This window comes from Oribacterium parvum ACB1 (genome assembly GCF_000238055.2).
GTDB lineage: Bacteria > Bacillota > Clostridia > Lachnospirales > Lachnospiraceae > Oribacterium > Oribacterium parvum.
The window spans coordinates 2,126,745-2,140,137 of record NZ_KE148312.1 but is presented as its reverse complement, the minus strand read 5'-3'; the positions used below and the strand labels follow the sequence as shown (position 1 = coordinate 2,140,137).

The 13,393-nt window shown below is 42.5% G+C and carries 13 protein-coding genes; all 13 read left to right on the top strand.

Translation table 11 applies throughout. The annotated features are described in order from the left end of the window. The first annotated feature begins 171 nt into the window (after window positions 1-171). The 13 genes from HMPREF9625_RS09455 (at window position 172) to HMPREF9625_RS09395 (ending at window position 13,376) form a co-directional block, all read left to right on the top strand. Complete coding sequence (locus HMPREF9625_RS09455; protein WP_009534472.1) at window positions 172-1,302, top strand: sulfurtransferase; 1,131 nt, start codon at window positions 172-174, stop codon at window positions 1,300-1,302. Between the two features lie 172 nt (window positions 1,303-1,474). Beyond that, window positions 1,475-1,954 (top strand): hypothetical protein, encoded by a 480-nt coding sequence (locus HMPREF9625_RS09450; RefSeq protein ID WP_051019833.1) that lies wholly within the window; start codon window positions 1,475-1,477, stop codon window positions 1,952-1,954. Further along, complete coding sequence (locus tag HMPREF9625_RS09445) at window positions 1,944-2,657, top strand: TVP38/TMEM64 family protein (RefSeq protein ID WP_009534470.1); 714 nt, start codon at window positions 1,944-1,946, stop codon at window positions 2,655-2,657. Before HMPREF9625_RS09450 ends, HMPREF9625_RS09445 begins: the two co-directional genes overlap by 11 nt. Before the next feature lie 119 nt (window positions 2,658-2,776). Beyond that, the gene (locus tag HMPREF9625_RS09440; protein WP_009534469.1) at window positions 2,777-3,748 is read left to right on the top strand and encodes a heterodisulfide reductase-related iron-sulfur binding cluster; all 972 of its coding nucleotides are present in this window, start codon (window positions 2,777-2,779) and stop codon (window positions 3,746-3,748) included. Window positions 3,749-3,818: 70 nt separating this feature from the next. Next, on the top strand, window positions 3,819-5,471 hold the full coding sequence (locus tag HMPREF9625_RS09435; protein WP_009534468.1) for a TIGR04283 family arsenosugar biosynthesis glycosyltransferase: 1,653 nt from the start codon (window positions 3,819-3,821) through the stop codon (window positions 5,469-5,471). Next, on the top strand, window positions 5,437-6,537 hold the full coding sequence (locus tag HMPREF9625_RS09430; protein ID WP_009534467.1) for an aminoglycoside phosphotransferase family protein: 1,101 nt from the start codon (window positions 5,437-5,439) through the stop codon (window positions 6,535-6,537). Before HMPREF9625_RS09435 ends, HMPREF9625_RS09430 begins: the two co-directional genes overlap by 35 nt. A gap of 142 nt (window positions 6,538-6,679) precedes the next feature. Next, on the top strand, window positions 6,680-7,477 hold the full coding sequence (locus tag HMPREF9625_RS09425; protein WP_009534466.1) for a rhodanese-like domain-containing protein: 798 nt from the start codon (window positions 6,680-6,682) through the stop codon (window positions 7,475-7,477). Further along, window positions 7,477-8,196 carry a TVP38/TMEM64 family protein gene (locus tag HMPREF9625_RS09420; RefSeq protein ID WP_009534465.1) on the top strand — a complete coding sequence of 240 codons (720 nt, stop codon included), beginning with the start codon at window positions 7,477-7,479 and terminating at the stop codon, window positions 8,194-8,196. Before HMPREF9625_RS09425 ends, HMPREF9625_RS09420 begins: the two co-directional genes overlap by 1 nt. A gap of 25 nt (window positions 8,197-8,221) precedes the next feature. Continuing rightward, window positions 8,222-9,523, top strand: a complete 1,302-nt coding sequence (locus tag HMPREF9625_RS09415; RefSeq protein ID WP_009534464.1) for an ABC transporter substrate-binding protein — start codon at window positions 8,222-8,224, stop codon at window positions 9,521-9,523. A gap of 1 nt (window position 9,524) precedes the next feature. After that, complete coding sequence (locus tag HMPREF9625_RS09410) at window positions 9,525-10,355, top strand: ABC transporter permease subunit (protein WP_009534463.1); 831 nt, start codon at window positions 9,525-9,527, stop codon at window positions 10,353-10,355. A 2-nt stretch (window positions 10,356-10,357) separates the two neighbouring features. Next, on the top strand, window positions 10,358-11,155 hold the full coding sequence (locus tag HMPREF9625_RS09405; protein ID WP_009534462.1) for an ABC transporter permease: 798 nt from the start codon (window positions 10,358-10,360) through the stop codon (window positions 11,153-11,155). Then, window positions 11,149-12,321 carry an ABC transporter ATP-binding protein gene (locus HMPREF9625_RS09400; protein WP_009534461.1) on the top strand — a complete coding sequence of 391 codons (1,173 nt, stop codon included), beginning with the start codon at window positions 11,149-11,151 and terminating at the stop codon, window positions 12,319-12,321. Before HMPREF9625_RS09405 ends, HMPREF9625_RS09400 begins: the two co-directional genes overlap by 7 nt. 2 nt (window positions 12,322-12,323) lie before the next feature. Then, on the top strand, window positions 12,324-13,376 hold the full coding sequence (locus tag HMPREF9625_RS09395; protein WP_009534460.1) for a nucleoside hydrolase: 1,053 nt from the start codon (window positions 12,324-12,326) through the stop codon (window positions 13,374-13,376). Window positions 13,377-13,393: the final 17 nt, after the last annotated feature.

The window sequence follows — 13,393 nt, the reverse complement described above, 5'->3', positions numbered from 1 at the left end:
AAAAAAGCATGATATACTTATTCGGAAATACAATAAACACTCTGTGCTATAAAATAATATAATAATCAATTTTCTTGCTAAAGTTAAATAATCTTCCTATAATGGCAAAGTTGATGAAAAATAGTTTTCTTTTTAAAAAAAACTGTATAGTATCGGAAAAGAGGGAGATTTATGAAAAAGAACTATGGAAAAATCATTCTGTCTGCAGTATTTCTTACGGCAGCCCTTTCTGCCTGTGGAAATGCAAAAAAAGCGGAGACAAGTGCTGTAAGCAGTGAAATGTCTACAGAAGCGGCAAGTGAGAAAGCTACGGAAACGGAGAAGGCAGGGGAAACGGAAAAGGCAGGAGAGAAAGAAGCTGCGGAGCTTTCTTCCGTAAAGGAGGAGACTGTCTATGTTTCTGCCGATTATGTAAAAGCTTTACTGGATTCCGGGAAAGACGTAAAGGTCTTGGAAGCTGCATGGGGGCCTGTGGACGCGGATGAAGATTACAATAAGGCACATATTCCCGGAGCCTTTCACGTCAATACGGACGATATCGAGGAAGAAAAGACATGGAACTTCCGTAGTCCGGAAGAAATTGAAAAACTCTTAAAGAACTATGGTATCACGAAGGATACCATTGTTGTGACCTATGGAAATACGCCGGAAAATACGGCTGATGACAGACTGGCAACCGTTCTTCTCTGGGCCGGTGTAGAAGATGTTAAGAATTTAAGCGGCGGTATTGACGCATGGGTGAAGGAAGGATTTGAGACAGAGAAACAGGTCAATGAGCCGGCAGCAACGAAAGAAGATTTCGGTGTAAAGATTCCCGCTCATCCCGAGTATGTTCTCAGCATAGATGAAGTAAAAGAGAAGATAAAGGACGATGCAAAGTTTAAACTTGTCAGCATCCGTTCCAAGGATGAGTTCTTAGGAAAAACCTCCGGCTATTCCTACATTGATAGAGCAGGTGAGCCTTTAGGCGCTGTTTGGGGACATGATACCGATGACGGATCCTACAACAATGCGGACGGTACGGTAGTTGACCTTGCAAAGCTTGAAGAGTATCTTGGGGAAAGCGGACTCTCTCTTGAGAAAAACGATATTGCTTTCTACTGTGGAACAGGTTGGAGAGCTTCCGTTCCCTTCCTGATTGCCCATGAGAATGGCTTTAAGAATGCTTACCTCTATGACGGCGGCTGGTTCCAGTGGCAGATGGATCCGGAGAACAAGGTTCAGCTTGGCGAGCCGGGCTCTTCCGATTATAAGGAAGTGCAGGTTAAGGATCTTCCTACGGATAAGGCGGCAAAGAAATAAATTGATGAAGCTTTATAAACTGCAGTATTCATAAAGAGATGTATTGGGTAAAGCAATATATTAGATAAAGTAATACAGTAGATAAAACTATAGATTAGATTAAGCGTATTGCGGGATAGCACAGAAAGTAGAGGCGGTTTTAGACTTTCTGTGCTATTTTATAGGGATGAAAATGAGAAAAATAATACTGTTAATAATACAAAAGATATTCTTTTTAGGAACAATACTCATGCTTCTTGCCCTTTACATTCTTCGCTATTTTACAATGCGAAAAATGGGTATGGCGCGTTATATGGTCTACTTTCGGGAGAAATGGAGCGGAAAGGAGCTGGGATTCTTTTCCCTTTTACAGTGGGGTGTTTTAGTGATTTTACTGCTTCTTACTTTAGTGCTTTTTCTTATAATAAAGAGACTTTTCACCTGTTTCGGAGGAAAGATACTAAGAGAGAGGGGAGAAAAAGAGGCTTTTCCACTTTTTCCCGTTTCTTACAGTACAGTGCTTATCCTGTATTCTTTTCTTTACTTTTTTTCTCTTGTGGGATCTCCCGGAAGAGAATATACGGCAAGCCTTATTGTGCACGTCCTTATGCAGATCTTTTCCGTGCTATTCCTCTCGACATATTTAAGGAAGGGGACATGGCATGAAAAATAAAAAGCTTTGGATTTTTCTTTTTTTCCTTCTTCTCTTTTTACTCGCCTTATTTTTTCTTCCGGTAAAAGAGATTTTTCAGGGAAATGTCCTTCGTTTCTTGCAGGACAAAGCGGAGGAAAATTTCATTTTTTCCGCTTTTCTTTATCTTGTGCTTTGTGCTCTTGCGGGAGCTTTTTTGGCTCTACCCGGAATTACTTATGCACTTATCGCCGGGACAGTCTTTCATGCTTTTTGGGGAACGATACTCTGCGCTCTTTCCGCCAGCATTTCCGCAGGAATCTCTTTTCTTATGGGGAGATACTTTCTCCATGATGCTATTAAGCCTAAACTGGAGAAGAATCCTTACATAAAGAAATATTTCTTTTCTGGTGAGAAGCGGAATCTCTTACTTCTCCTCTTTTTGACGAGAACCATACCGGTTTTTCCCTTTAACCTGCAAAACTATGCTTACGGTATCACGGATATCCCCTTTTCTCTTTATTTTTTATCGAGCTTCCTTTTTATGATTCCGGGGACGGCAATGTATACCGTAGCCTTTGCCGGTCTTACGGAGAAAAAGAATCCCATACTTTACTTCGGAATTTCGCTTGGGATTTTAGTATTGCTTCTTCTGGCGTCTTTTCTCTTTAAAAAGAAAAATGCAGTAGAAAAAGATAGCGTAAAGGAAAGCGGTGTAAATGATATAAAAGAAAATAGTATATAGGATATAAAATAAATAGTAATAATCATAAAATATAGTGCAAATTAAGTAAAAGATAAGCTATCCGCTTACCAAAGTAGAAACGGGGTAAGAGGAAAAATGAGGATCATGGTAAGAGAAAAATGAAGAAGGAAATTCATAAAAGGGTGGAAGAATGCATCCATTGCAACGCTTGTAAGAGGAAGTGCAAGTTTTTAACAAAATACGATATTTGTATAGGAGACAGCGAGAAGCTGAAAGCACTTGCCTATCACTGCTATCTTTGCGGAGAATGTACCCGGGTTTGCCCGAAGGGGATTGACGGAAGAGGCCTTATTCTCGACTACAGAAAGGAAGAGGTGAGCGAGGGAAAGTACGGCTTAAAAAAAAGGGGCTATAGCGGTATCCTTTTGGAAAAAAAGAACTATCTATTTCAAAATCACAGAAAGGCGAAGGGCTGTAAGACCGTTCTTTTTCCCGGCTGTAATTTTCCTGCCTATTATCCGAAAACCTTAGACAAGCTGGTTGCACTGCTACAGAAGGAAGGAATTGAACCCTACTACGATTGCTGCGGGAAGCCGATTGAAGAGCTGGGTCTTACGAAGGAAGCGGAAGCCATCTTCACACGGCTAAATCAGGATTTTAAAAGGCGCGGAATTGAAGAAATTATCCTTGTTTGCCCAAACTGTTTTTATCACTTTGGGGATAAGCTGAATGTTAAAATCACCACCATTTATGAGAAGCTTTCTGCATTAAATATTGGAAAAAAGCTTTCTACGGAAGAGTACGAGTGCTTCTTCCCCTGTCCCGACAGAGAGGATAAACGTTGGCTTCCGAAGCTTTCTCCCTTTCTTTCGGGAGAGCTTTCCGAAAAGAAAAATCTGCAGTGCTGCGGTATGGGAGGCTGTGCCTTCATTCAGGAACCTATGCTTTCCAAGGAAATGGCGGAAAGTCGGTCGAAGGAGAAGAAGCTCATCAGCTACTGCGCAACCTGTATCGGGCAGTTTGCAAGATTCGGCGAGAGCGAGCATTTTCTGCCCCTCATTTTGGAAACCGGAGAAAAAGCGGATTACAGTCACTCCTTTTGGAATCGGCTTAAGCACAAGTTTTATTAAAGGAATAAAGCCAAAAGAAAAAAGAGCGGAGACTGTAGATGGAGAAGAGAAGTCGAAAGGAGCAAAGAAAATGCTGACGAAAGTAAACAAGATGTCTAAGGCCTTGCCTGCGTCACCTGTTAAGAATAAGATATTGCACGCTCCGAAAATGCTTTTTGCTAAGACCCGAACATCGAAGCAGGCTCTCATACTCTTTACGAGGCTTCCGATTGCCGGGAAGACGAAGACCAGATTGATTCCGTATCTTGGAAAGAAAGGAGCAAGGGATATACACCTTGCTTTGCTCCAAGATTTTGCGAAGCTCTATCGGAACTTCCATCGAAGAGAGAAGGAGGTCAAGCTCTTTCTCTTTTTTTCCTCTGCTACTGCTAATGAAGTAGTAGAGGGCGCATTTGACCCGGGGAAAAAAGAAAGTACTAAAGAACAAGAGGGAAGAAAAGAAGAAAGTAAAGAAGAAAGGAAAGAGGGAAGTAAAGAAGACATAAAAAAAGACATTGCAGAAATGAAAATGCTTAGAAATCTCTTTCCCGATGCCGAGTTTGTGTCACAGGAGGGAGAAAATATTTTCCTAAAAATGAAAAATGCCTTTCTCTATACTTTTCAAGAGGGCTACAGCTTTTCTTATCTTGTCGGAGCGGATATTCCGTTTCTTTCCGAAGATAGCTTTTGTAAAGTCTTTTCTGCAGGGCGATCCGGGAAAAATGTACTCGGAGAGAGCCTTGACGGAGGATATTACGGAATCGGCTTGCAGAGCAGGGTGAAATCTTCCGAGCTTGATAAGATCTTTTCACTTGGAAAGAAAAGGGATGATTGCAAAGTGAATCCGGAGCAGAATCGTTTAATGAAGCCGGAATGTGCGAAAAGAGAGAAGCAGGAACAGGAAGCCGATATTTTCGAATACACGAAAACGGCTCTCTATGCTACCCGCTTTCCGCTTCTTCTCTTAAAGAAAAGGCGGGACATTGATGACAGGGAGGACATCGCAGCCTACAGACAGCTCATTCCTTATAACAAAGCTCTGCAGGACTCCTTTATCGGGAGAGAAATTCTAAGACAGGCGAAGATTTCCATTATCATTCCCTGCTATAAGGAGGGAGATACGCTTTCTAACATGGAAGAGCAACTTCGTCCATATAAGAAGCAGGCAGAGATTCTCTTTGCTGACGGCGGGGAAAATCATTTTTCCGGAGAGTACAGGGTCGTGCCTTGTCCGAAAGGAAGAGCCAAGCAGATGAATACCGTAGCAAAAGTGGCAAGCGGGGATATTTTATTCTTCCTGCACTGCGACTCTATTTTACCGAAGGGCTTTTTGGAAGAAATCCGAGAAGCTCTACGAAAAACACCGGTGGCCTGCTTCGGCATTCGTTTCAGCCCGTCTACGCCTCTTATGATGATTTGCAGTTTTATCAGTAATCACAGAGTTTATGACAGGAAGGTGATGTTCGGTGACCAAGGGATTTTCCTAGGAAGAGAACTTTTCTTTCAAATGGGCGGCTTTCCGGATATTCCCTTAATGGAGGATTATCAGTTTTCACTAAACTTAAAAAGCCGGGGGATTCCCATGGGACTTTGCAAGAAGAGACTGATTACCAGCGAAAGGCGATTTAGCGGAAGCTTTTTCCATAAGCTACTTATTATGTGGAAAATGAATCGCCTTCGGGCAAGATACAGAAAGGGAGAGGATATCAATGCACTTGCAAAAGAATATAGAGACATTCGCTAAAGAGCCGGACTTATTGGAGAGAATTTCGGAGAGAGCCTATAGAGAGGCTTTGCACCTTCCTATGGAGGTTATAGAGGAGTACGAGTTTTTGGCAAGGGGCGAGTACAACGAGAACTTTGTCTTTAGCCATCCGGAAAGCGGAAAAAAATATGTTTTACGAGTCAATCACGGCTCGCAAATGCATCTCAAAAAGCAGATTTCCTATGAAGCGCATGCTCTTTCTCTTCTCGAAAAAAGCGGGAGAGTTCCCAAGGTCTATTATGTAGAGGAAAAGGGCGATAAGGGCATTCTTCTTATGGATTTTTTGGAGGGAAGGGCGCTTCGCTATGAAACGGATCTTTCCGTTGCAGGGCAAATCCTTGCGGATATCCATAGTACCGAGTACGCGAGGGAAAAGGACCGGGGAGAGCTTCGACTTCTTTCTCCTGAAAATCCTCTGTATGCGATGCTCTCGGAATCCGCCTCTTTATTAAGATGCTATGAGCTAAGCCCCTTTATGGAGGAGGAAATCTACAATCGAACTCATACTCTCTGGAAGAAGGGAGTGGATCTTGAGCGAAAATATGCCAAAACACTTTTTTCCAAAGATTTTTGCATTATCAATACCGAATTAAACTCAGGGAACTTTCTTATCCGGAATGAAGAAAAAAAGTTAGAGGAAAAGCCTGAGGCGGTTATCAGCAGTTATCTTATCGACTGGGAAAAACCGCTCTATGCTCATTTTGCGCAGGACCTTGGACATTTCCTGGCACCGACTACCAGTTTTTGGAAGACGGATTGTATTCTCCATGAAAAGGACAAAGCTCTGTTCTTTCATGCTTACAAGGAAGCCTTGGCAGGAAGAAGGAGCTTTTCCGGCATAGAAGAACAGACCGAGCTCTTTATCCTCTTTAATTGTATAAGAGGCCTTTCCTGGTGTGCCTATGCCTACGCCGAATACCAAAAGGGGCGAGATATTCAAAATGAAGATACCTTTCGGAAAATCAAGGCTTATCTCACGGATCCGTTTTTATCTTCCGTGGAAGAATTGTTTCGGGAGTCTCAAATAAAAAGTTATCGGAATTGATAGTTATAAGTTTTATAGATAAATAAAGATAATTATTATAAATCATAATCTGTAATAAAAGAAATAATTGTTCTTATTTTCTAAAATGTATGATAAAATACGGAACTGTTGTATGCAATTTAGACACAATAAGGAGGATAGTATGAAAAAGAAAAGTTTGGCATTAGCAGCATTCCTTGCTATGGGACTTTCTCTTACTGCCTGTGGAAACGGTGGCAGCACAAAGACGGAGACCAAGCAGGAGACTTCCGCAGCTTCCGAGGGAAGTGAGAAGGCGGAAGAGAAAAAGGATGAGAAAACGGACAGCGCCAAAGCGGAAGTAAAAGAAATAAAGGGCGATGCCATTAAGAAGATCGTAGAAGATAAGAAGGAAAAAGAGAACTATCTGATTATCGATGTTCGTAGTGCAGAGGAATACGCTAAGGGACATATCAATTTTGCTATTAATATGCCGCTGGATACTATTAAAGACCATCTTTCCGAGATTGAAGATTGGAAAGATAAGAATGTCATTCTGTATTGCAATTCGGGGAAGATGTCAGGAGAGGCTGCCGATATTCTGGTTTCTAACGGTTTTACCAAGGTGTTTAACGGAGAAGGGGTAAAGAAGTTTTCCTATGATTTAAAGACCTTCGGCAATATCCGTGCAAAGGAGCTTATGGAGAAGGCGAAAGACGCCCTTGTAGTGGATGCAAGAGAGGCAAAGGACTTTGAAGCAGGACATTTTGCTACTGCTGTCAATGTCAATTCCGAGGATCCGGCAACCATCGATGCTATTCTTCCGGATGACAAAAACACCTTAATCATTACCCATTGCTATTCCGGAAACCGTTCCGCGGTAGCTGCAGAGTATATTGCAAGCAAGGGCTATACCAATGTATGGAATTGCTTAGACGGCACCAAGGAAGTGGAGTATGATTTTTCCAAGGGAGATAAGTAATGACTAAAAAATCTTTCCTAAGAGACAGAATTTTTCTGTTCCTTGGAGTGATTGCAGTTGTGGCTCTGTACTTTTTATACGCACCGTTTAGAATGTTCTTGAAGGAAGTCTTCCGTGTTTTTGCCACGGGAGACTTTCAAAAAGTTAAGGACTTTGTAGCGTCTTACGGGCCCTATGCTGCAGCCATTTCCTTTTTACTCATGGTCTTACAGTCTGTTGTAGCACCGCTTCCCGCCTTTTTGATCACCTTTGCCAATGCTGCGCTGTTCGGTTTTTGGAAGGGTGCTTTACTTTCCTGGAGCAGTGCTATGGCCGGTGCCGCACTATGCTTCTTTATTGCAAGAACTTTGGGAAGAGAACCGGTAGAGAAGCTGACCTCTAAGGGTGCTTTAAAGAGCATAGATGAATTTTTCGAGAGACACGGTAAGCAAAGTATCTTAATTGCAAGATTGCTTCCATTTATTTCCTTTGATATCGTAAGTTATGCCGCAGGTTTAAGCTCCGTATCCTTCTTGGGATTCTGGGTGGCAACAGGTCTTGGGCAGCTTCCGGCAACCTTGGTTTATTCCTATGTAGGAGGATTTTTGACAGGAGGAGCAAAGCTCCTTGTAACAGGACTTTTAATTCTCTTTGCCTTGGCATTTCTTATCGGCCTCGGTAAACAGGTTTATACGGAAAGACAGAAGAGTAAGGAAAAACAGAATCAAAATATAGGATAACTAGAAAATAAGGAGTAGAAAGAGTATGAAAAAGAATGTACGAATGATTTCTCGCCTTACAGCAATGGCTATGGCAGGAGTGCTCGCTTTATCCGCTTGCGGCGGAAAGAAAGCGGAAACCTCCGCTACTACGGCTAAGGCAGAGGAAACTAAGGCGGTTGAAGAGAGTAAGGCGGAAGAGAAAAAAGAGGAAACCGGTTCAGAAACCTTTGACAAGCTTGTAGAGGAAGCAAAGGGACAGACCGTAAACTTTTACGGATGGGGCGGAGATGACCGTTTAAACCAGTGGTTGGACGGCTTTTATGCAGAGTATTTGAAGAAGAATTATGATATCACCCTGAATCGTGTTCCCATGGGGATTGAAGATATTTTGACCCAGCTTTCCGCAGAGAAGAAGGCCGGCAGTACAGAATCCGATATTGACATGATCTGGATTAACGGAGAGAACTTTAAGACAGCTAAGGAAAACGATTATCTCTATGGTCCGTTTACAGCGGATTTGCCGAACTTTAAGGAGTATATCAATCAGGATGATCCGGAAACCAAGGCAGACTTCTCTTATCCGATAGAGGGCTATGAAGCGCCATACGGTAAGGCGCAACTTGTTTTATACGGTGATAGCAAGGTTGGAGAGTTTCCGAAGAATACTGCAGAGCTTTTGGAGTTTGCAAAGGCCAACCCCGGAAAGATTACGTATCCGGCACTTCCCGACTTTACCGGTTCCGCCTTCGTCCGCAATGTAATCTATGATATTGTGGGAGTAGAGCAGTTCCAGACCGTTAAGGAAGATAAGGAAGCGGTAAGAGAGCTTGTTAAGCCTGCTATGGAGTACTTAAAGGAGCTTGCTCCCTATCTTTGGAAAGAAGGAAAGACTTATCCGGAGTCCGCACCGACGATGATGAACATGTACTCCGACGGAGAACTCATTATGGGTATGAGCTATTCCGCATATATTGTAGCAAACGGCATCAAGGACGGAAGCTTCTCCCCTGATACGAAGACTTTCCTTTTCGACAAGGGAACAATCGGAAACACGAACTACATTGCTATCTCCAAGAATGCAAAGCACAGAGCTGCTGCTGAAGTGGCAATCAATGCAATGATGGCACCCGAAGTACAGTTAAACCGCTATGAGACTTTAAAGACCATTCCGGTACTCGACAATGTCAAACTTTCGAAAGAGATGCAGGAGGAGTTTTCCAAGGTGGATCTCGGAGAGGGTGTTCTTCCGCAGAGCGAGCTTTTAAACAAGCGTCTTCCGGAAATGCCCGCAGGTCTCGTTCCGATTATCGAGGAAATCTGGCAGGAAGAAGTAGTAGGACAGTAAGATGAAAAAGAATTTCTCCTTTCTGTATCTCTTGCCTCAGATTTTCTTTACACTGCTTTTTCTACTGGCTTTGTTTTGGGGTCTTTGGGAAAGTTTTACTGTAGAGGGACATGGGAGTATTGCGCATTATAAGGAGATTTTTACTAGAGGGGATACGCTCCCCTCTATTTTCTATACATTACGGATTTCCTTTTTATCCTCCCTTTTTACGCTCCTTCTTGCGATTCTTTGTTCTTTTCTGATTTTACATTTTTCGGAAAATTGGAACAGGTTAAAGTCGATATTACAGCTTGCAATTATTATGCCGCATAGCTTGGTAGCGCTTTTTCTACTCTTTTTCCTTTCGCAAAACGGATTTATGGCAAGGATTTTTTATGCGTTAAAACTTATTTCCGATCAAAGTGCTTTTCCGGAGTTCGTCTATGACCGTTTTGGAGTTGGTGTGATCCTTGGTTACATCTGGAAGGAATTACCCTTTATGCTTTTTTTCGCTTTACCGCTCGCCTATTCGGTGGACGGAAAGTTGGGAGAAGCCGCGAGAACAATGGGAGCGAGTCCCTTATACAGCTTCTTTTTTATAACGCTGCCTTTATCGATTCGGCAATATCTTGCGGCTTTTTTTATTATTTTCTCCTTTTCCTTCGGAAGCTTTGATCTTCCCTATCTTCTTGGAAATACAACGGAGAGGGCCCTTAGCGTCCTGGCCTATCAGGAACTGCAAAGAGGATTTATGAATCGCCCTACTGCACTAAGCTATAACGGAATCATGCTCCTTTTTTCGCTCCTGCTTTCCTTCTTTTATTTCCGCTTTTTACCGAAGAAGAAAGGATAACTATGCTTGTAAAGAAAAATCTGGCGTATCAGCTGATACGCATATTGTTTCTGTTTTCGATTGTTTTTCCTTTTTTAGTCCTTATTTTACTGAGCTTTTCCGAGCGCTACACATGGCCGGGGATACTCCCCGGAAACTACTCTTTGAGAGCGATTCGAAGTATTCTCTTTCAAAGAAAGGCTCTTTTTTTAAATTGCCTATTCAGTATCTTTTTTTCCGTCATGGTGTCTTTATGCACTATAATGGCTGCCTATTGCACCGCAAAATGGCAAAGTGAACACAAAGAGAGTAGCTTGCTTTCTTTTTGTATATTCCTTCCTTTTATGATTCCGTCTTCGGTTTTTGCCATGGGAGCACAGATTCTTTTTCTACGCCTTCCCTTTAAAAATGCCTACCTTTCGGTCTTTCTATCGCACGTGCTGTACAGCCTGCCGTATGCAACAAGTTATCTTACGGAGGGAATGCGAAATAACATCAAACGCTTGGAGGAGCAGGGAAGAGTATTCGGGGCGAGCGGCTTCTATTTGCTGTTTAAGGTGACAATTCCCTTGCTTTTCCCCTACCTTATTCCTGCATTTATGATGTCCTTTATTCTTTCCATGAGCCAGTACATCTTAACGGTGCTTCTTGGCGGAGGGAAGCTGAAGACTTTAAGTCTTATTATGGTGCCCTTTATCCAAAGTGGAGAAAGGAATCTCGCGAGCGTTTACGGACTGCTCTTTTTACTGAGCAGCTTCCTACTCTTTCTTCTTATGGAAATGCTGATACGGGGCTTAAAAAGGAGGGAAAAAGTATGTTGAAAATAGAAAATCTGAATGTATATTTGGAAGGGAGTTCTATTGTAAAGAACTGTTCCTTAGAAATACAAAAAGGCGAAATTTTCAGTCTTCTCGGTGTCAGCGGTTGTGGGAAGAGTACCTTGATTAAAGCTGTACTGGGGCTCATTCCGAGTTCTTCGGGGAGAGTTTTTCTGAACGGAAGAGATCTGACTGAGCTTCCTCCCGAAAAAAGAGATTGTACGGTGGTTTTCCAGGACCTTCGTTTATTTCCGCACCTTACGGTTGGAGAAAACATTGCCTTTCCTCTGCATTTTCAAAAAAAGAACAAGACGGAAGAACGGAAAATAGTGGAAGAGCTTCTATCTCTTGTAAGCCTCGAGGGTTTTTCGAGGAGGACGATAGAAAGTCTTTCCGGAGGACAGAAGCAGAGGGTGGCCATTGCGAGAGCACTTGCCCAGAATGCGGAACTGCTCCTTCTGGACGAGCCGTTTTCGTCTTTGGACCCGAATCTTCGAAAGGAAATGGGAGAGCTTCTCCTTCATTTGCGGGAGAAGAGAGGTCTTTCCGTTTTGCTTGTCACACATGACCATGAGGAAGCCCTGCGCCTTTCCGACCGAATTGCTTTAATGAAAGAGGGAGAAGTTCTGCAATGCGGAAGAGGAGAAGAGCTTTTCTATGCCCCGAAAACCGTCTATGCGGCAAAATTTATGGGGGAAGCCAACTTTATTTTAGGAAGGGTGGAAAGGGGAGAATTTAAGATGCCTTTTTTTCCTATTCCTAACGACGATCACTCGTGCACAGCGCAGTCTCTTGTTGTAGCGGACAAGCCGGACGGGGAGTACTATCTTTTCCTAAGGGAGAGACAACTCAAGTTTCAGAAAGCGTCGGGAGCTCTGCAAAAATCAGATGCTCTGCAAAAATCAGATGCGGAAGAGATGCATTTTCCGGAAGAAGCAATCGATTCAAGGGAAAAAGTGCAAGCTTATAGCAGCGCCTCTCTTTTTTATCCGATAAGCTCCCAGTGTATTGGAGACAGCTGGAGAGTTTTTTGGGAAAATGAAAACGGTCTTGTTCTTCACAATTTATCAGACAGACCTGAGGATTTAGAGCAAGTTCCGTATAGGATGGTACTGCAAGCGGAAAAGGGAGTTATTCTATTTTCTAAAGAAGAGGTTTTGGAGGACTAAAGGTGGAAACAGAAAAGATAGAAATAGAAAAGATAGAAACAGAAAAAACGGAAATAGAAAAAATAGAAACGCAAAATATAGAAACAGAAAAAATGGAAATGCAAAATAGAGCAAGGCAAAACGAAAATAAGCGAAAAATCATTTTTGACTGTGACAATACCATGGGAATCCCGGGCTGTGATATGGATGACGGGCTGTGCCTCCTCTATCTTCTCGGAAGAGAGGACATCGAGCTTCTGGCCGTCAGTGCAAGCTTTGGAAACAACCGAACCAAGGTCGTTTATGAAAATACAAGGACTATGCTTAGGGAAAGGAATAGAGAGGATATTCCCTTATGGCTTGGAGGATTAAAACCGGAAGACTGGGACTCGGAAAGCTCCCGAAATCTTGTAAAGCTTGCCAGAGCCTATCCGCATGAAATTGATTTGATTGTGACCGGCTCTCTAACGAATATTGCGGGAGCTTTTGTTTTGGATCCGGAATTCTTTTGTCTGATTAAGGGAATCTACTTTATGGGAGGAATTACCGCACCGCTCATTTTCGAAAAAAAGGAAATGAAGGAGCTCAATTTCTCTGTAGACTATAAGGCATCTACTCTCGTTCTCCAAAATGGAGAGAATCTTCATATCATTACGGGAAATGCCTGCCTCGCGGTTATGACCTCTTATTCCGATTTCAAAGAGAGACTTGAAAATTCAAGCATCGGCCAATATATTTTAAAGAAAGAGAGTGATTGGTTTGCCTATAACGACAGGGAGTACGGCATAAAAGGCTTTTACAACTGGGATATGACGACCGTCCTCTATTATTTTTATCCGGAGCTTTTTTTTAGAAAAAAGAAAAAAATTCTTATTACGGAAGAGAATCTGAAAACAGGCTTTCTGGAAGAGTATCTGAAAACAGGCTTTATAGAAGAGTATCTGGAAATAGGCTATCCGGAAGAAAATCTGAAAGCGGGCTATCCGGAAGAAAAAGTTTTAGGAAGGGAACTTTACTTCGGAGAAATTAAGGAAAAAGAGGAGGTAAAGAGGAAGATGCTGGAGGCCTTTGCCTAGAACGGTAATATTTCAGA

Excerpts from the sequence above, each read along its gene's own strand:
- HMPREF9625_RS09415 (WP_009534464.1), top strand. The coding sequence starts at position 8,222 with ATGAAAAAGAATGTACGAATGATTTCTCGCCTTACAGCAATGGCTATG.
- HMPREF9625_RS09435 (WP_009534468.1), top strand. The coding sequence starts at position 3,819 with ATGCTGACGAAAGTAAACAAGATGTCTAAGGCCTTGCCTGCGTCACCT.
- HMPREF9625_RS09425 (WP_009534466.1), top strand. The coding sequence starts at position 6,680 with ATGAAAAAGAAAAGTTTGGCATTAGCAGCATTCCTTGCTATGGGACTT.
- HMPREF9625_RS09410 (WP_009534463.1), top strand. The coding sequence starts at position 9,525 with ATGAAAAAGAATTTCTCCTTTCTGTATCTCTTGCCTCAGATTTTCTTT.
- HMPREF9625_RS09445 (WP_009534470.1), top strand. The coding sequence starts at position 1,944 with ATGAAAAATAAAAAGCTTTGGATTTTTCTTTTTTTCCTTCTTCTCTTT.
- HMPREF9625_RS09440 (WP_009534469.1), top strand. The coding sequence starts at position 2,777 with ATGAAGAAGGAAATTCATAAAAGGGTGGAAGAATGCATCCATTGCAAC.
- HMPREF9625_RS09430 (WP_009534467.1), top strand. The coding sequence starts at position 5,437 with ATGCACTTGCAAAAGAATATAGAGACATTCGCTAAAGAGCCGGACTTA.
- HMPREF9625_RS09405 (WP_009534462.1), top strand. The coding sequence starts at position 10,358 with ATGCTTGTAAAGAAAAATCTGGCGTATCAGCTGATACGCATATTGTTT.
- HMPREF9625_RS09400 (WP_009534461.1), top strand. The coding sequence starts at position 11,149 with ATGTTGAAAATAGAAAATCTGAATGTATATTTGGAAGGGAGTTCTATT.
- HMPREF9625_RS09455 (WP_009534472.1), top strand. The coding sequence starts at position 172 with ATGAAAAAGAACTATGGAAAAATCATTCTGTCTGCAGTATTTCTTACG.
- HMPREF9625_RS09450 (WP_051019833.1), top strand. The coding sequence starts at position 1,475 with ATGAGAAAAATAATACTGTTAATAATACAAAAGATATTCTTTTTAGGA.
- HMPREF9625_RS09420 (WP_009534465.1), top strand. The coding sequence starts at position 7,477 with ATGACTAAAAAATCTTTCCTAAGAGACAGAATTTTTCTGTTCCTTGGA.